16 protein-coding genes are annotated in these 16,515 nt (G+C 71.6%); 14 read left to right on the top strand and 2 right to left on the bottom strand.

The window, feature by feature from the left end:
- Positions 1-189 precede the first annotated feature (189 nt).
- The 14 genes from BCF44_RS27840 to BCF44_RS27775 all read left to right on the top strand — a co-directional run bounded on the left by BCF44_RS27840 (position 190) and on the right by BCF44_RS27775 (position 14,328).
- The gene (locus tag BCF44_RS27840) at positions 190-663 is read left to right on the top strand and encodes a hypothetical protein (RefSeq protein WP_170217794.1); all 474 of its coding nucleotides are present in this window, start codon (positions 190-192) and stop codon (positions 661-663) included.
- A gap of 242 nt (positions 664-905) precedes the next feature.
- Positions 906-1,808 carry an ATP-binding cassette domain-containing protein gene (locus BCF44_RS27835; protein ID WP_116177372.1) on the top strand — a complete coding sequence of 301 codons (903 nt, stop codon included), beginning with the start codon at positions 906-908 and terminating at the stop codon, positions 1,806-1,808.
- Between the two features lie 4 nt (positions 1,809-1,812).
- Positions 1,813-2,505 carry a hypothetical protein gene (locus BCF44_RS27830; protein ID WP_116177371.1) on the top strand — a complete coding sequence of 231 codons (693 nt, stop codon included), beginning with the start codon at positions 1,813-1,815 and terminating at the stop codon, positions 2,503-2,505.
- Positions 2,506-2,521: 16 nt separating this feature from the next.
- Positions 2,522-3,682, top strand: a complete 1,161-nt coding sequence (locus BCF44_RS27825; RefSeq protein ID WP_147328657.1) for a sensor histidine kinase — start codon at positions 2,522-2,524, stop codon at positions 3,680-3,682.
- Positions 3,679-4,329 carry a response regulator transcription factor gene (locus BCF44_RS27820; RefSeq protein WP_116177369.1) on the top strand — a complete coding sequence of 217 codons (651 nt, stop codon included), beginning with the start codon at positions 3,679-3,681 and terminating at the stop codon, positions 4,327-4,329. The genes BCF44_RS27825 and BCF44_RS27820 overlap by 4 nt, the downstream gene beginning before the upstream one ends.
- Positions 4,330-4,510: 181 nt before the next feature.
- Positions 4,511-5,209, top strand: coding sequence for a hypothetical protein (locus tag BCF44_RS27815; RefSeq protein ID WP_147328656.1), 699 nt, complete (start codon positions 4,511-4,513; stop codon positions 5,207-5,209).
- 380 nt (positions 5,210-5,589) lie between these two features.
- Positions 5,590-8,019, top strand: coding sequence for an MFS transporter (locus BCF44_RS27810; protein WP_116177703.1), 2,430 nt, complete (start codon positions 5,590-5,592; stop codon positions 8,017-8,019).
- A 2-nt stretch (positions 8,020-8,021) separates the two neighbouring features.
- A complete protein-coding gene (locus tag BCF44_RS27805; RefSeq protein WP_116177367.1) occupies positions 8,022-8,471 on the top strand; it encodes a MarR family winged helix-turn-helix transcriptional regulator in 450 nt (149 codons plus the stop codon).
- Complete coding sequence (locus BCF44_RS27800; protein ID WP_116177366.1) at positions 8,471-9,226, top strand: MSCRAMM family protein; 756 nt, start codon at positions 8,471-8,473, stop codon at positions 9,224-9,226. Before BCF44_RS27805 ends, BCF44_RS27800 begins: the two co-directional genes overlap by 1 nt.
- A gap of 12 nt (positions 9,227-9,238) precedes the next feature.
- Entirely contained in the window at positions 9,239-10,066 is an 828-nt protein-coding gene (locus tag BCF44_RS27795) for a YceI family protein (protein WP_116177365.1), read from the top strand.
- Positions 10,067-10,281: 215 nt separating this feature from the next.
- Positions 10,282-12,549, top strand: coding sequence for a sensor histidine kinase (locus tag BCF44_RS27790; RefSeq protein WP_116177364.1), 2,268 nt, complete (start codon positions 10,282-10,284; stop codon positions 12,547-12,549).
- Complete coding sequence (locus BCF44_RS27785; RefSeq protein WP_116177363.1) at positions 12,546-12,965, top strand: roadblock/LC7 domain-containing protein; 420 nt, start codon at positions 12,546-12,548, stop codon at positions 12,963-12,965. The genes BCF44_RS27790 and BCF44_RS27785 overlap by 4 nt, the downstream gene beginning before the upstream one ends.
- Before the next feature lie 32 nt (positions 12,966-12,997).
- Positions 12,998-13,555, top strand: coding sequence for a GTP-binding protein (locus tag BCF44_RS27780; protein ID WP_116177702.1), 558 nt, complete (start codon positions 12,998-13,000; stop codon positions 13,553-13,555).
- Positions 13,555-14,328 carry an MHYT domain-containing protein gene (locus BCF44_RS27775; protein ID WP_116177362.1) on the top strand — a complete coding sequence of 258 codons (774 nt, stop codon included), beginning with the start codon at positions 13,555-13,557 and terminating at the stop codon, positions 14,326-14,328. The genes BCF44_RS27780 and BCF44_RS27775 overlap by 1 nt, the downstream gene beginning before the upstream one ends.
- On the opposite strand, the gene BCF44_RS27770 is transcribed toward BCF44_RS27775, so the two are convergent.
- Both BCF44_RS27770 and BCF44_RS27765 read right to left on the bottom strand, forming a co-directional pair.
- Positions 14,272-15,741, bottom strand: a complete 1,470-nt coding sequence (locus tag BCF44_RS27770; RefSeq protein WP_116177361.1) for a sensor histidine kinase — start codon at positions 15,739-15,741, stop codon at positions 14,272-14,274. The genes BCF44_RS27775 and BCF44_RS27770 overlap by 57 nt on opposite strands.
- Positions 15,741-16,469: a response regulator transcription factor gene (locus tag BCF44_RS27765; protein WP_116177360.1), complete on the bottom strand. Its 729-nt coding sequence runs from the start codon at positions 16,467-16,469 to the stop codon at positions 15,741-15,743. Before BCF44_RS27765 ends, BCF44_RS27770 begins: the two co-directional genes overlap by 1 nt.
- Positions 16,470-16,515: the final 46 nt, after the last annotated feature.

The following is a 16,515-nucleotide window of genomic DNA, read 5'->3' as shown; positions in this document are numbered from 1 at the left end:
ACGTGCCTCGGGTCGCAGTTCTGCACGAAGCCGACATTCGGTCTGGTGGTGGGCGCGACTCGCCGGGGTGTGCCCGGGGTGTGCATTCGGTGTGTCTGAGAGCGCGACTCGCGGGGGTTCGTGGCGGCGTTTAGCGGTCTTTTAACGGGGGTGGGTTTGCTGGGCGCCCCTGACCCGAGGAGCGTGTCCATGAAAGCCGTTCTGGTCGCCGCGGCCGTCGCCGGAGCCCTGATCACCGGCGCGGGCGCCGCCAGCGCCGCACCGGCCGTGACCAAGCTGACCCAGGCACAGGCCGCCTCCGAGCTGCGGGCCGCCGGCATCACCTGGTCCTCCAGCGGCAACTGCACCACCCGCAGCGACCCGCACTGCACCTCGTTCGACCAGATCAACGCCAGCACCGTCGACGGCGTGATCACGCTCCGGCACGCCAGCGGCTGCGCCATCAACATCACCGGCGGCACCGAGGTCGGCCACGCGTCCGGCACCTACAGCCACTACAACGGCTACAAGGTCGACATCTCGCACAACACGTGCATCGACAACTACGTGCACAACAGCTTCAGCTACATCGGCCTGCGCGGCGACGGCTACCCGCAGTGGAGGTCGGCCGCCGGCAACCTGTACTGCGACGAGGGCAACCACTGGGACATCACCTACTTCTGAGCGGACTTCTGACGTACGCCACCTGACGCGGAGGGCCGGCCCATCCCCCTGACGGGCCGGACGGGTGGCGCACGAGGCCCCTGTGGACGCACCCCCGTTGTCCACAGGGGCCCGTACACCTTTTGACGTACCCCCAAGTCGGACCCCACGGTGACGACGTGGCACGCCCGCAGCGGCGATCTTTGGTGCCACACAGCCGCGGCCAGCCGGGCCGAGGCGCACACCGCGAGGGTTGTGAGCGGATGATCGTCGCGCGCGGACTGACCAAGCGCTATGGATCGGTGACAGCGGTGGACGACCTGTCGTTCACCGTCCAGCCCGGAGTCGTCACCGGGTTCCTGGGCCCGAACGGGGCCGGCAAGTCCACCACCATGCGGCTGATGCTGGGCCTGGACCACGGTGCCGGCCGCACCGAGTTCGACGGCCGCGGCTACGGCGAGCTGGCCCACCCGGCGCGGACCGTCGGCGTCATGCTGGACGCGCGGGCCGTGCACCCCGGGCGCACCGCCCGGGCCCACCTGAGCATGGTCGCCGCCGGTGCCGGGCTGCCGTCCGGCCGCGTGGACCGGGCCCTGGACCGGGTCGGCCTGCTCGAGGTGGCCAACCGCCGAGCCGGTGGCTTCAGCCTCGGCATGTCCCAGCGGCTCGGCCTGGCCGCCGCGCTGCTCGGCGACCCCGGCACGCTGATGCTCGACGAGCCCGCCAACGGCCTCGACCCGGAGGGCGTGCGCTGGCTGCGTGACCTGCTCAAGGCGTTCGCCGCCGAGGGCCGGACCGTGTTCGTGTCCTCCCACCAGCTCAACGAGATGGCCGTGCTGGCCGACGCCCTGGTGGTGATCGGGCAGGGCCGGCTGGTCGCCGCCGAGGCGACGAACGCGTTCGTCGCCCGCAACTCCCGGCCGGAGGTGCTGGTCCGGGCCAGCGACCCGGGCCTGCTCGCGCACCTGCTCGGCCAGGGCGGCCTGCGGGCCATGCCGTCGCCCGACGGCGCGCTGGTCGTCGACACGCACGACACCGACGCCGTCGCCACCATCGCCATGCACGCCGGCATCGTGCTGCGTGAGCTGACCGTCCGTCACAGCAGCCTGGAGGACGCGTTCTTCGCCGCGACCGCCGGCGCCGCGCAGTTCCGTGGGAGGGCCTGACCCGATGCTCGACGCGATCCGCTACGAGGTCGTCCGGCTCCGCTCGCTGCGCTCCACCTGGGTGCTGTTCGCGACCGGACCGGTGATCCAGTTCCTGTTCGCCCTGATCTGGGCCACCCACCACGACCTGCCCGTCCAGACCCGTTTCGACAACGCCTTCGCCGGGCTCTTCCTGGCGCTGGCCGTGCTGCCGGCGCTCGCCGTCGCGGTGGCCGCGTTCGGTCACGAGTACCGCTACCGGACGATCATCACCACCACGCTCACGCTGCGGACGCCGAGCCGGATCCTCGGCGCGAAGGCGGTCGTCGTGGCGGTCTTCGCCGCCGCCTCCGGCCTCGCCCTCGTCGCCGCGACCCTGCTCGCCAACGCCGTCGGCGGCGACGGACTGCCCGGTGGCGCCGTGATCGGACAGGCGGTCGTCGGCGCGATCGTGTACACCGTGCTCGGCTCGCTGGTCGGTCTCGGCGTCGCCGCCGTCACCCGCAACGCCACCGTGGCTCTGGTCGCCCTGATCGCCTTCCCGACGGTCATCGAGACGCTGCTGGCGCTGGCCCGGGTCGACCCGGCGGTGATCCCGTTCGCCTCGGCGACCAGGCTCATCACCTCCGGGCGGTGGACCTCGCCGCTGGCGCTGCTGGTGCTGGCCGCGACGTTTCTGGTCGCCAGCTGGTTGACGCTGCGCCGGCGCGACGCCTGAGCCTAGGGTTCTCCGCGTGAAGAGGTTCGTGTCCTGGTTGGACAGTCCGGTCGCGGTGATCGGGCGGGACGCCGTGATCGCCGCGCTGGTCGGCTGGTTCAGCGTGAACAACGCGTACACCAGCTCGTACGGGCTGCTGTACTACGGCCCGGTGGCGATCGCGGTGGCCGTCGCCGGCTCGGCCGTGCTGGCGGTGCGCAGCCGGTTTCCGCGCACGGTCGTGCTGCTGACGTCGTTGCTGGTGGTGCTCGACGGCGTGTTCACGCCGCTGCTGTTCGCCGTCTACACGCTCGGCGCGAAGCGGGGCAGCACCAGGAGCACCTGGCTGGTCGCGGCGTGGGCGCTGGTCGTGATGCTGGTGCCGTGGTGGCCCGGCTTCCAGCTGCGGTTCCGGGTCAACGACATCAACGACGCCATCGCGGCGGCCCTGTTCCCGCTCGGGTTCATCGGGTTTCCGCTGTTGCTCGGGCTCTGGGTGTGGCAGCGCCGGCAGCTCGTCGCCAGCCTGCGGGAGCGGACCCGGCAGGCCGAGCTGGAGCGGGACATGCTCGCCGTGAAGGCCGTCGCCGACGAACGCACCCGGATCGCGCGCGAGCTGCACGACGTCGTCGCGCACCGGGTCAGCCTGCTCACCGTGCAGGCCGGCGCGGTCTCCCTGTCGCCGAACAAGGAACTGGCGGAGTTCGCCGAGGGCATCCGACAGAACGGCGCCGCCGCCATGGAGGAGCTGCGGGAGATGCTCAGCGTGCTGCGCCGGGAGGACGGCGACCTCGCGCCGAAGCATCCGCAGCCCACGCTGGCCGCCGCGTGCGAACTGATCGCCGACGCCTCGGCCGCGGGCCAGCACGTGCAGGCCTCGCTCCCGGAGGAACTGCCCGAGGTGCCCGGAACCACCGCTCGCGCCGTCTACTGGCTGCTGCACGAATCCCTGGCCAATACGGCAAAGCACGCGCCGGGCGCCGACATCGAGGTCGTGCTGCGCGACCATGACGACCGGCTGGACGTGCGGGTGGCCAACACCGTCGGCCTGCCGCGCGCCACACCCGTGCCGAAGTCCGGCTTCGGGCTGATCGGCATGCGCGAGCGGGTGGTGCTGTCCGGCGGCACGCTGGCCGTCGGTCCGCTGCCCGGCGGCGGCTTCGAGGTGGCAGCGACGTTCCCGAAGGAGTCCCGGTGATCAAGGCAGTGCTGCTGGAGGACGAGGAACTGGTCCGCGTCAGCATCAAGATGATCCTGGAGAGCAGCGGCCGGGTCGAGGTCGTCGCCGACCGGGACGACGGCGTCGACGCCGTCGAGCTGGTTCGGCAGCACCGACCCGGCATCGTGGTCACCGACATCCGAATGCCCACTGTGGACGGTCTGGAGGTGACCCGCCGGCTCCAGGAACTGTCGGCGCCGCCACCGATCCTGCTGCTGACCACGTTCGACCTCGACGAGTACGTCTACGAGGCGCTGGGCGCCGGGGCCGCCGGGTTCCTGCTCAAGGACACGCCGCCGCGCGACCTGGTGCGGGGCGTGGAGATGGTCGCCGCCGGCAACGCCGTGCTGGCCCCGTCCGTGCTGCGGCGGATGGCGCTGCGGTTCTCCGGCGGGGTCGTCGCCAAGCAGGCCGCCGCGCAGGCGCGTTTGGACACGCTGACCGACCGTGAGCGCGAGGTCGTGCTGGCGGTGGCGACCGGGGCCGGCAACACCGAGATCGCCACGCGGCTGGCCGTCAGCGAGGCTACCGTCAAGGTGCACGTCAGTCGCGCGATGACCAAGCTGGGCCTGGACAACCGCACCCAGCTGGCCATTCTGGCGTTCCAGGCGGGTGCGGCCGGGTGACCCTTTGGTGACTGGGTTGACGCAAGGCGGTACAGTCCGTGACAAGGCACACGCGGGTGCCCAGCGGCGTCACAACCCCGGCTTCGGTGACGCTTCTCGTTGAAGGGTTCTGATAGCCCACCGCGTTCCCCCAAGTCCCCGTGTGGGTGCGCCGTGCCGGGCGGCCGCCGCGAGGACTGCCATGCCCCGTCATTCCCCGTTGGTCAGCAGCGTTGCGCGGCTGCGCCGGCCGTACACCGGCGAGCCCGAGTGGGCCGTCGAGCCCGAGGTCGGCGGCGCGCTGGCCGACCTGTCGCCGCTGGAACTCGCGCAGTTGCTCGGCCACGCCCCCGGTCCGGTGCCCGATCGCGTGCGCCGCATCGTGCTGCCCGACGCCGTCGATCCCGCCCAGCAGCAGCTGGAGGCCGCCGTTTTCGACGCCGCCTCAACGATTTCGCGGCCCGTGTTCTGGATGATCCAGCCCCGCCCCGACCAGGTTCGGCTGTCCCTGATGCCCGACGTCGCCGCCGAACTCGTGCAGGCCCTGTACGCGCGGGTGCCCGGCCTCATCTCGCGGCCCATCGGCATGCACGTGTTCCTCTCGCACGGCCCGGCGACGATCGTGTTGGCCGGTATGGGTTCCGAGCGGTGGACGGCGCTCATGGACGACTTCGCCGCCTCCGCCGCTCCGTCCTCGCCGGTCGAACTGGCCCCGCTGGTCAGCAGTTTGCTGCGCCGCAGCTGCCTTTTCCCGGTGCCGGCCCGTATCGACGACGGGGTGCTCCGCTGGGAGGACGGCCCCACCGTCGAGTGGATCGCCGCCGCCCTGGCCCACCCCGTCACGGGCCTTTCCGTCGCCCAGACCCTGAAACTGGCGGCAACCCCCGCGAGTCGCGCCTAGCACCACACCGAATGTCGGTTTCGTGCAGAACTGAGACTCGAGAGTCGTTTCTGCCTGAAACGTACATTCGGTGTGTCTGTGAGCGCGACTCGCGGGGGTACGCGACGGCGGGCCGGTTCCGGACGCCGACCCCGCACCCCGGCTGGACCAGGGGAGAGCTCCGACATTTCGTGTGACACCCGGCACACGGGCCCCTCGGGCGGAAGAAACGGCAACCGTTGATAGTTGTGCGAAGCAACAATTTCGGTTAGCCTACGTCAAGCAAGTTCCGTCCGAGGGGAGGGCCCGTGTCGACGGCTCAGCACGCCAAGGCGACACCCAAGACCGCAACGTTAGGCCCGCGGTACAAGTGGATCGCGCTGTCCAACACCACGTTGGGCATGCTGATGGCCACGATCAACTCGTCGATCGTGCTGATCGCGTTGCCGGACATCTTCAAGGGCATCGGCATCAACCCGCTGTCCCCCGACAACACCAGTTACCTGCTGTGGATGATGATGGGCTTCCTCGTCGTCACCGCCGTGCTGGTGGTCAGCTTCGGCCGGCTCGGCGACATGTACGGCCGGGTCAAGATGTACAACATGGGCTTCGCGATCTTCGCGATCTCCTCCGTGCTGCTGTCCGTCACCTGGTTCGACGGCACGAACGCCGCCCTGTGGCTGATCGGCTGGCGCGTGGTGCAGGGCATCGGCGGCGCCTTCCTGATGGCCAACTCCAGCGCCATCCTCACCGACGCCTTCCCGGCCAACCAGCGCGGCACCGCGCTCGGCCTGAACGCCGTCGCCGCCATCGCCGGCTCCTTCCTCGGCCTGGTGCTGGGCGGCGTGCTCGCCCCCGTGAACTGGCACCTGGTCTTCATCGTCTCCGCGCCGTTCGGCGTGTTCGGCACCATCTGGGCCTACCTGAAGCTGCACGACAACGGCATCCGGCAGAAGGCCAAGATGGACTGGTGGGGCAATCTCACCTTCGCGGTGGGCCTGATCGCCGTGCTGGTCGCGATCACCTACGGCATCCAGCCCTACGGCGACTCGACCATGGGCTGGGGCAACCCCTGGGTGTACGGCTCGCTGATCGGCGGCGTGGTCGTGCTGATCGCCTTCGGCGTGATCGAGACCAGGGTCGCCAACCCGCTGTTCAACCTGAGCCTGTTCAAGATCAGGGCGTTCACCGCCGGCAACGTGGCCAACCTGCTCGCCTCGCTCGGCCGCGGCGGCCTCCAGTTCGTGCTGATCATCTGGTTGCAGGGCATCTGGCTGCCGCAGCACGGCTACAGCTTCGAGTCGACGCCGCTGTGGGCCGGCATCTACATGCTGCCGCTGACCGTCGGCTTCCTGGTGTCCGCGCCGCTGTCCGGCGTGCTGTCGGACCGCTGGGGCGCCCGCTGGTTCACCACCGGCGGCATGCTGATCACCGCCGCCAGCTTCGTCGCGCTGATCGTGCTGCCCGTCGACTTCAACTACTGGGCGTTCGCGCTGATCCTGCTGGTCAACGGCATCGGCATGGGCCTGTTCTCCTCGCCCAACCGCGCCGACGTGATGAACAGCCTGCCCACCAACGCCCGCGGCGTCGGCGCCGGCATGACCGCGACCTTCCAGAACTCCGCGATGGTGCTGTCCATCGGCATCTTCTTCAGCCTGATCATCGCCGGCCTGTCGGCCAGCCTGCCGTCCACCCTGTCGACGGGCCTGGTCTCCAACGGCGTGCCGCAGGCCGCGGCCAACCAGATCGCGCAGCTGCCCGCGGTCGGCGTGCTGTTCGCCGCGTTCCTCGGCTACAACCCGATCCAGCAGCTGCTCGGCCCGGCGCTCCAGCAGCTGCCGGCCGACAAGGCCAGCTTCCTGACCGGCCGCAGCTTCTTCCCGAACCTGATCTCCGGCCCGTTCCAGGACGGCCTCCAGGTCGTGTTCTGGTTCGCCGTCGCCGCCTGTGTGGTCGCCGCCGTCGCCTCCTGGCTGGTCGGCAAGCGCAACAAGGCGATCAAGCCGGAGTCGGTCGGCGAGGAGCTGGCCGCGGTCGCCGGTGAGGGCGCGTTCGGCGACTCCGACCTGGTGGTGCCGGTCGGCTCGGTGGTCATGGCGGGCCGGGTGCACACCCGCGGCGGCTCGGGCATCGCCGGCGCGATCGTGACCGTGACGGGTCCGGACGGCTCCCAGGTGGACCGCGTGCCGGTCACCACCGACGGCCGGTACGAGCTCGTCGACCTGCGCAACGGCACGTACACGCTGATCGTGACGGCCGCCGGGTACAAGCCGGCCGCCGGCACGATCGCCATCACCGACACCGCCAGCGTGCAGGACTTCGAGCTGGCCGGCGGCGGTCTGATCACCGGCACGGTGCGCGCCGACGGCATTCCGGTGCCGCTGGCCGCGATCCTCGTCAGCGACGTGGACGGCCAGATCCTGGCGCAGGTCGCCGCCGACGAGGCCGGCCGGTACCGGATCGAGGGCCTGCCCGCGGGCGACGCCGTGCTGACCGCCAGCGCGCCGGGCTACGAGCCGACGGCCGAGCCGGTGGGAGTCTCCGCCACGGTTCCGTCCACTGTGGACCTGGAGCTGCCGGCGCAGGCGGCCGTGCACGGCGTGGTGACCGCGCCCGACGGGCCGGTGGTGCCCGGCGCGACCGTGACCGCGCTCGACGGCGACGGCCGCGTGGTGGCCAGCGCCGTCACCGGACCGGACGGCAGCTACCGGCTGACCGGCCTGCCCAGCGGCGACTACACGGTGGTGACCAGCGTGTACGAGCCGGTCGCCGTGCGGGTCAGCGCCCGCGCCGGCGAGCTGTCCACCGCGGACGTGGTGTTCGGGAGGTAGTCGTGACGGCCGTGCGCTCCACCGAGGACCTCGCGGGACGGCTGCAGCTGGCCATCAGCGCCATCTCGCACCGGATGAAGACGCACGCCGCGAGCGACGACCTGACGCCGACCCGGCTGGTCACGCTGGCCACGGTGGCCGAGCACGGGCCGCTGCGGATCAGCGACCTGGCCGACCGGGTCGGTATCGCCGCCGCCACCATGTCCCGGCTGGTGGACTGGCTGGTCGAGCACGAGCTGCTGACCAGGACGTGCAGCACCAAGGACCTGCGGGTGAGTTACGTCGCGCTCAGCCCGCGGGGAGAGGCGCTGCTGGAGCGGATGCGCGGCATCCGCACCGGCTACCTCGCCGACCGCATCAGCCGGCTGCCAGCCGATCAGGTGCGTGCGCTGGCCGGGGCGCTCGAGGTGCTGGAGGATTTCGCGACGGGCTCGGAACAGGAGCAGCACTGATGGACTCCTCGCTCATTCGCGGCAGGGTGCTCGGCGCGGACGGCGCGCTGATCGGCCGGGCCGCGCTCACGCTGATCGACGCGGGCGGGCGGCAGGTCGGCCGCACCTCGTCCGAGGTCGACGGCACGTACCACTTCAACGTGGCGGCCAGCGGCGGCCATGTGCTGATCGTGACCGCTCCCGGGCACCAGCCGCAGGCCGTCACGGTGATGGTGGAACCGAACGGCGCCCGCGTCGATGTGACCCTCGCGGGCACGAGCGGGCTCAGCGGCCTGGTGCACTCCGCCGGCGGCGCGCCGGTGCCGTCGGCCGCCGTGACGATCGCCGACGGCCGCGGCGAGGTCGTCGCCTCCCGCGTCACCGGCGCGGACGGCTGCTACTCGTTCGACGAGCTGGTCGCGGGCAGCTACACCCTCGCGGTCAGCGCCGCCACGCTGCGCCCGGTCGCCATGACGGTCACCATCCCGGCCACCGGCCGCATCACGCAGGACGTCGAGCTGGCCGGCGGGGCGCGGGTGCGGGGCGTCGTGCGGACCAACGGCAGCGGGCGGGCCGTCGAGGCGCGGGTGACCCTCGTCGACGCGGAGGGCGTGGTGATCGCCGCGACCGCCACCGAATCCGACGGCAGCTACGTCTTCGAGGACGTCCCCGAGGGCGAGTACACGATCATCGCCACCGGCTATCCGCCGGCGGCCAGTGCGCTGCGGGTGGCCGGCGGCAACCAGCGGCGGCACGACATCGAGTTGAGTTTCTAAAGGGGATTCGCCATGAGCCAGGCCGAAGGCGTGCACGCGCTGGTCCGCACCGGCGACGGCTGGGCCGTGCAGCACGCGGTGCTCACCGTCACCGACCTGTCCGGCAACCAGGTCGCGCGCAGCGGCGCCGACCAGGACGGCATGGTCAGCACCGACGCGCTGCCCACCGGCACGTACACCGCGATCCTCACCGCCGCCGGCTACGCGCCGGTCGCGCGCACCGCGATGGTCACCGCCAGCGGTTCCGCGCCGCTGGGCACGATCACGCTGAACCGGGTCGGCGGGGCCGAGCTTCCGCCGCCGGGCGTGTGGACGATCGACCCCGCGCACTCGTCGATCAACGTCTCCGCACGGCACCTGGGCATGTCCAGCGTGCGGGGCCGGTTCGACGACTTCGGCGGCACCGTGCGGATCGCCCATCCGATCGAGCAGTCCTCGGTGACCGCGGTGATCCAGTCCGCCAGCATCGACACCAACCAGAAGATGCGCGACGACCACCTGCGGTCCAAGGACTTCCTGGACGTCGAGCACAACCCCGTGATCACCTACCGCAGCACCGGGCTGGCGCAGCTCAGCGAGGAGCGCTGGGCGCTGGACGGGGAGCTCACCCTGAACGGTGTCACCCGGTCGGTGCAGCTGGACCTGACGTACCTCGGCACCGGCCCCGACTCGTGGGGCGGCACCCGCGCCGCCTTCCACGCCGTCACCGAGCTGCACCGGGACGACTTCGCCATCACCTACAACCAGGTGCTGCGCGCCGGCATCGGCGCCATCGGCGCGACGCTGCGCGTGGAGATCGACATCCAGGCCGTCCAGGGCGAGTCCCTCCCGGGCATGTGATTACCCACCGTCACATCGGGTTGTCTCCCTGTATGTCGGCCGCGCGCCCGGAATCCGTTACGCCACAATCCGGAAATCTCACCTGTAAGTGTGGTGGTTAGCCCTCAAGTCTGGCGCTCGTCGTCACAGCAGGTTAGGAATGCCGCCTGACTGTGGCTGCGCTCGCACCGTCGTGTCTCTCTCGTGCGGGCTAGGGGTGACGAGCCGAGGAAGTGATGGTGTTGACCGCCTCCGGTGGGCGTCGTGTACTGGCGATCGGGCGTATCCGGCGCGTCGCGGACTGGCCGCTGCGCACCAAGCTGGCGATGGTGCTGCTGACGCCCACGATCGTGGCGGTGGTGCTGGGCGCCACCCAGGTCCGGTCCGAGCTGGCGCTGGCCGGCCAGGCGTCCGCGCTGACCGGGCGGGTCGCGGTGTGGGACCGTGTCCGGGACGTGGTCCATGCCCTGCAACAGGAACGCGACGCCGGCGCCAACGCGCAGTCCCGGACCGACAGTGCGATCGCCGCCCTCGACGCGGCCCTCAAGGCCAACCCGGACGTGGCCGCCGCGGACGACGTGGCGCAGGCCCGCCGCGGGCTGCGCGGTCTCGACGCGACACGGAAGGGCGCCGACGGCTACGCCGAGATGATCGCGCCGCTGCTGGCGGTCGGCGTGCCCGTGCGGGACGGCGCGGGGAACCCGACGATCAGCACCGCCGCGGGCGCGCTGACCGACCTGGGCAAGGCGATCGAGCAGTACCGGGTGCAGGAGTGGCTGTTGGCGAACGCCGCCGACAGCCGTGGACCGTCACCCGAGACGATCGGCGAGGTGCGGGTGGCCGGCGCGCTGAGCGTGGAAGCCCTGGCCGAGCTGCGGCAATCCCTCACGCCGGCCCAGCGCGCGGCCTTCGCCGACGCGGTCGACGGGGACGCCCGGACCCGGTTCGAACAGCTGCGTGACGGTGCGCTGTCGCGCGGCGCGTCCGGTCGGCCGCTCGGCGTGTCGTCGCAGGCGTGGCAGCTGGCCGCGCAGCCGGTGGTCGACCAGCTGACGGCGTACGAGGGCACGCTGTCCGGCTCGCTGCGCTCCGCCGTGGACGGGCTCGGCGTGTCGTCGAAGACGAATTCGCTGCGGGACAGCGCCCTGGTCATCGGCGCGCTGCTGCTGGGCCTGGCCATCGCGCTGTACTTCGCCGCGACCATGCTCCGTCCACTATGGACACTGCGGCGGCGGGCGCTGGAGATCGCCGACCACGACCTGCCCGGCGTCATCGACCGGATCGCGCACTCCGCCTCCGACCCCGACGACCTGCGGCCGGACCCGGTCGAGGTGGACACCGCCGAGGAGATCGGCCAGGTGGCGCGGGCGTTCGACGAGGTGCACTCGTCGGCGGTGCGGCTGGCCGTCGAGCAGGCGTCGCTGCGGCACAGCGTCAACGAGATCTTCGTGAACCTGTCGCTGCGCACGCAGAGCCTGGTGCAGAGCCAGCTGAACATGATCGACGGCATGGAGGCCGAGGAGCTGGACCCCGACCAGCTGGACCGGCTGTTCAAGCTGGACCACCTGGCCACCCGGATGCGCCGCAACAGCGAGAACCTGCTGGTGCTGGCCGGCGCGACGCCGCGCCGCACGTCCGGCCAGCCGGTGTCGGTCGCCGACCTGCTGCGGGCCGCGGTGTCCGAGGTCGAGCAGTACACGCGGATCGTGCTCAAGCCGACGCCGGACCTGGCCGTGGTCGGCTCGGCGGTCAGCGACATCGTGCACCTGCTGGCCGAGCTGCTGGACAACGCCACGTCGTTCTCCGCGCCGGACACGAAGGTCACTGTGGTGTGCACGACCGACGACGCCGGCACGCTGCGCGTCTCCGTGTCCGACGAGGGCGTCGGCATGACCCCGGACGAACTCGGCACGTTCAACCGCCAGCTCGCGGACGCGGCCTCGATCGAGGCCGCCGCGTCGCGGCGGATGGGCCTGTTCGTGGTGAGCCGGCTGGCCATCCGGCGGGGGATCTCCGTGCGGCTGCGGGCGAACGTCGGCGCCGGCACCGTGGCGGACGTCGGGCTGCCGGCCGCTCTGCTGCACCCCGTCGACCCGCCGGAGACGACCGCGCTGGTGCCGGCGCAGAACCCGAAGCGCAACTACGCCATGGCCGCCGTGGTCGTCGCCGCCCGCAAGCGGTTCGTCGAGGGTCCGCCCAGCGACGAGCCGGCGTGGCCGTCGGAGGAGCCGGCCGAGGGCACGCCGATCTTCGAGGCCGTGGCCTCCACCTGGTTCCGCTCCGCCGGCATGACCGCCGACGACGAGAACCGGGACTGGCGCACCGACTCCGACGCACTCTGGAACCTGGGGGACAGTCTCGACAATCCGGTCATCGGCGGCTTCACCGCGGCCGGCCTGCCCCGGCGGGTCAAGGGCGCGCTGTTGCTGAAGGGCAGCGCGCCGGTCGCAGCCGATCCGGTTGTCCCAGCTCCACAAGTCACCAGTGGAAGGGCAACTCCGTGACATCCCCGCGTTTGTCCACTTCGGACGAATTCGCCTGGCTGCTCAGCTCGTTCACCCGCCGCACCCCCGGCGCCGCGCACACGATCGTCGTCTCCAGCGACGGTCTGCTGCTCTGCGCCTCGGATTCGCTACCGCGCGACCGCGCGGACCAGCTGTCCGCGGTCATCTCCGGCCTACAGAGCCTGACCAGCGGCGCGGCCACCCTGTTCGACGGCGGCGAGGTCGACCAGACCGTCGTCGAGATGCGGCGGGGCCTGCTGCTGGCGATGAGCGTCAGCGAGGGCTCGTGTCTGGCCGTGCTGGCTTCGCCGGACAGCGACATCGGCGTGATCGCCTACGAGATGATGGCGCTGCGGCAGAAGGTCGGCCGGCTGCTGACGCCGGAGCTGAGAACCGACCAGGCGGCCGCGTCGTGAGCGTCGCCGAGCCGGTCGCCTGGGTACGGCCCATGACCTCCACCAAGATCGTCGTCGCCGGCGGCTTCGCGGTGGGCAAGACGACGTTCGTCCGGGCGGTCTCGGAGATCGAGCCGCTCACCACCGAGGCGCTGCTCAGCGCGGCCGGCCACGAGGTCGACGACCCGGACGCGATGACCGGCAAGGTCACCACCACGGTGGCGCTGGACTTCGGCCGCCTCACCCTGGACGCCGGGCTGGTGCTGTACCTGTTCGGCACGCCCGGACAGGACCGGTTCTGGTTCATGTGGGACGACATGGTGCGCGGCGCGATCGGCGCGGTGGTGCTGGTGGACTGCGAACGGCTGGCCGACTCCTTCGCCGCCGTCGACTACTTCGAGCAGTTCGGGCTGCCGTTCGTGGTGGTCGTCAACCGCGGCGAGCACGACCCGGACGAGCTCCGCGAGGCGCTGCGACTGCCGCCCGCGGTGCCGGTCCTGCACTGCGACGTGCGGGAACGCGTCGCCGTCCGGGACGTGCTGATCGAACTCGTGGAGCACGCGGCGCAGCGCCGTTCGCTGACGCCCCAGCAGGAATCGGCCCCGTCGTGATGCAGGACTTCTCGATGGGCCCGTGGACCCTTGTGCTGGCCATCGTCACCTCCTTCATCGGCTCGCTGATCGGGCTGTCCTGCGTGGCCCGCGCCCGCCGCGAATGCCGCCGGCGGCACGCGGTGCTGTGGACGGCCTGCGGCGCCGTCGCGATCGGCGGCGTGGCCATCTGGCTGGCGCACTTCATCGCCATGCTCGGCTTCGCCGTGACGGACAGCCAGGTGCGCTACTCGGCGTGGCTGACGGCGCTGTCCGCGATGGTCGCGATCGTGTTCGTCCACATCGGGCTGTCCATCGTGACGCTGCGCCGGTTCACCGCCCAGCGGCTGGTCTGCGCGGGCGCGGTGGCCGGCGTCGGCATCGCGTTCATGCACTACCTGGGCATGACCGCGATCCGCTTCCAGGGCGACATCGCCTACGACCCGCTGCCGGTGCTGCTGTCCGTGGTGATCGCGGTGGTGGCGGCGACGGCCGCGTTCTGGTTCACGGTCGTCGTGACGGCCACGCCGGCGCGGCTGGCCGCCGCGCTGGCAATGGCCGGCGCGGTCGCCGGCGTGCACTACACGGGGATGGCCGCCGTCAGCGTCATCGTGATCCCGGCGCAGCCGGCGCCACTCGACACCGACGCGTTCGACCTGGTGTTCCCGGTGTTCGTGATCAGCGGTCTGGTCATCGCCGCCCTGCTGTGGGCGCTGTTCACCAGCGTCGGACCGGAGCTAGGCCGGGGCCAGCAGCACGCGGAACCGGGTGCCCTCGCCGGGCGCGCTCACTAGCTCGATGCGGCCGGCGTGGGCCTCCAGGATGGCGGCGGTGATGGCCAGGCCCAGGCCGGAGCCGCCGCTGGCCCGCGACCGCGCCTGGTCCGCCCGGTAGAACCGGTCGAACACCAGCCGGCCCTGGTCCTCCGGGATGCCCGGGCCGGTGTCGATCACCTCAAGCACCGCGAACCGGGACGTCTTCGGCAGCTCGCCGCCGGCCACCGCCACCGCGTAACTGCTGGGCCGGGTCCGCTCCTGCCGCACCGCGACCCGTACGGCCGCGTCGGCCGGCGTGTGCGTGACGGCGTTCGTGACCAGGTTCATCACCACCTGCCGGAGCTTGTGCTCGTCGCCGATCACCCGCACCGCGCCGTGCGGGGCCTCCAGCACGATCTCGCGCTCCGGGGTCGCCGCGCGGGCGTCGTGCACGGCGTCGGCGGCGACCACGAGCAGGTCGACCTCGGCGAAGTCCAGCGACCGCTCCTGGTCCAGGCGGGCCAGCATCAGCAGGTCCTCCACCAGCAGCCCCATCCGGATGGACTCGCTCTCGATGCGGGACATCAGCCGCTCGACGTCGGCGGTCTCCGGCGCGCCGCCCCGCCGGTACAGCTCGGCGAAGCCGCGGATCGAGGTCAGCGGCGTGCGGAGCTCGTGCGAGGCGTCCGCGACGAACCGCCGCAGCCGCTGCTCGGACTGCGCGCTGGCCGTTAGGGCGCCGGATATCCGGGCCAGCATGACGTTCAGCGACGCCCCGAGCCGGCCCGTCTCGGTCCGGGGATCGGTGTCGGCGACGCGGCGGTCGAGCTCGCCGGCGGCGATCGCCTCGGCGGTGTTCTCGATGCGGGTCAGCGGCCGCAGGCCGACCCGTACGACGATCAGGCCGGTGACGCCCAGCAGCGCCAGCAGTACCAGCCCGGACACCACCTCGACGCCGGCCATCGTGACCACGGTGGACTGCGTGTCGCCGAGCATCGCCGCCACGGCAACGGTTCCGCCGTGCGGCTGCCACCTGTTCGGCTGCTGCGCGGCGACGACCACCCGCCACTGCCCGGATCCGTTGACGTCGTCGACGGTGAACGGGTTCGGGCTGTGGTGCGAGATCGACCCGACGTCCATCGGCGGCAGCTGCGGCATCGCCGTCTCGTCCTCGGGCGCCTGCTGGAACGACGGTGTGCCGTCGGGATTGAAGAAGTAGGAACGGAAGGCGGTCGGCAGCGACGGAAAGCTGTTGCCGGGCAACACCCTCGGCGGCGGCCGGTCCGCCGACTCGGACTTCAGCGCGGTCCCCCGCAGCTGGTCGTCGATCCGCCCCATCAGCGATTCCCGCAGCAGCAGGCCGGTCACCGTGCCGAACACCACGAGCCCGACCGCGGCGAACGCCAGCAGCGCCACCAGCAGGCGGGCTCGCAGGGTCCACGGTCTCCGCATCACTGGTCGCCGTCGGCGCGCGGCAGCCGCAGCGTGTAGCCGACGCCGCGAATCGTGTGCAGCAGCGGCGATCCCGCGCCGTCGACCTTGCGCCGCAGATAGGAGATGTAGGACTCGACGATCCGGCTGTCGCCGCCGAAGTCGTAGTTCCACACGCGATCCAGGATCTGGGTCTTGCTCACCACCTTCTCCGCGTTGACGAGCAGGTAGCGCAGCAGGTTGAACTCGGTGGGGGACAACCGGATCTCGCGGCCGGCGCGGCGGACCTCGTGCGCGTCCTCGTCCAGCTCCAGGTCGGCGTAGCGGAGCTTGCCGTCGTTGGGCTCGGGGTCGTCCAGGGCGTGCGTGCGACGCAGGATCGCCCGCAGCCGCAGCACGACCTCCTCCAGGCTGAACGGCTTGGTCACGTAGTCGTCGCCACCTGCGGTCAGGCCGGCGATCCGGTCCTCGACGGCGTCGCGGGCGGTCAGGAACAGCACCGGCACCCGGTCGTTGCCGGCCCGCAGCATGCGCGCCAGCGTGAACCCGTCGTAGTCGGGCAGCATCACGTCCAGCACCACGATGTCCGGTCTGACCTGGGCCGCCGTGGACAGCGCCGCCACGCCCGTGTCGGCGGCGTGCACGTCGAAGCCGCTCAGCCGCAGCGCGGCCGACAGCAGCTCCAGGATGTTCGGCTCGTCGTCGACGACCAGGACGGTCGCCGGCGGCCCGGCGGTCGGAGTGTCCACCGGCCCAGCATGGTCGGCCAACCTGTGAGGTCGCTGGGAGGAACCT

The organism is Kutzneria buriramensis (assembly GCF_003387475.1).
GTDB lineage: Bacteria > Actinomycetota > Actinomycetes > Mycobacteriales > Pseudonocardiaceae > Kutzneria > Kutzneria buriramensis.
This window is presented reverse-complemented; position numbering and strand designations above follow the sequence as displayed.

Coding starts and splice junctions, on each gene's coding strand:
- BCF44_RS27840 (WP_170217794.1), top strand. CDS start 190: ATGAAAGCCGTTCTGGTCGCCGCGGCCGTCGCCGGAGCCCTGATCACC.
- BCF44_RS27835 (WP_116177372.1), top strand. CDS start 906: ATGATCGTCGCGCGCGGACTGACCAAGCGCTATGGATCGGTGACAGCG.
- BCF44_RS27830 (WP_116177371.1), top strand. CDS start 1,813: ATGCTCGACGCGATCCGCTACGAGGTCGTCCGGCTCCGCTCGCTGCGC.
- BCF44_RS27815 (WP_147328656.1), top strand. CDS start 4,511: ATGCCCCGTCATTCCCCGTTGGTCAGCAGCGTTGCGCGGCTGCGCCGG.
- BCF44_RS27810 (WP_116177703.1), top strand. CDS start 5,590: ATGCTGATGGCCACGATCAACTCGTCGATCGTGCTGATCGCGTTGCCG.
- BCF44_RS27800 (WP_116177366.1), top strand. CDS start 8,471: ATGGACTCCTCGCTCATTCGCGGCAGGGTGCTCGGCGCGGACGGCGCG.
- BCF44_RS27795 (WP_116177365.1), top strand. CDS start 9,239: ATGAGCCAGGCCGAAGGCGTGCACGCGCTGGTCCGCACCGGCGACGGC.
- BCF44_RS27790 (WP_116177364.1), top strand. CDS start 10,282: ATGGTGTTGACCGCCTCCGGTGGGCGTCGTGTACTGGCGATCGGGCGT.
- BCF44_RS27780 (WP_116177702.1), top strand. CDS start 12,998: ATGACCTCCACCAAGATCGTCGTCGCCGGCGGCTTCGCGGTGGGCAAG.
- BCF44_RS27775 (WP_116177362.1), top strand. CDS start 13,555: ATGCAGGACTTCTCGATGGGCCCGTGGACCCTTGTGCTGGCCATCGTC.
- BCF44_RS27770 (WP_116177361.1), bottom strand. CDS start 15,741: ATGCGGAGACCGTGGACCCTGCGAGCCCGCCTGCTGGTGGCGCTGCTG.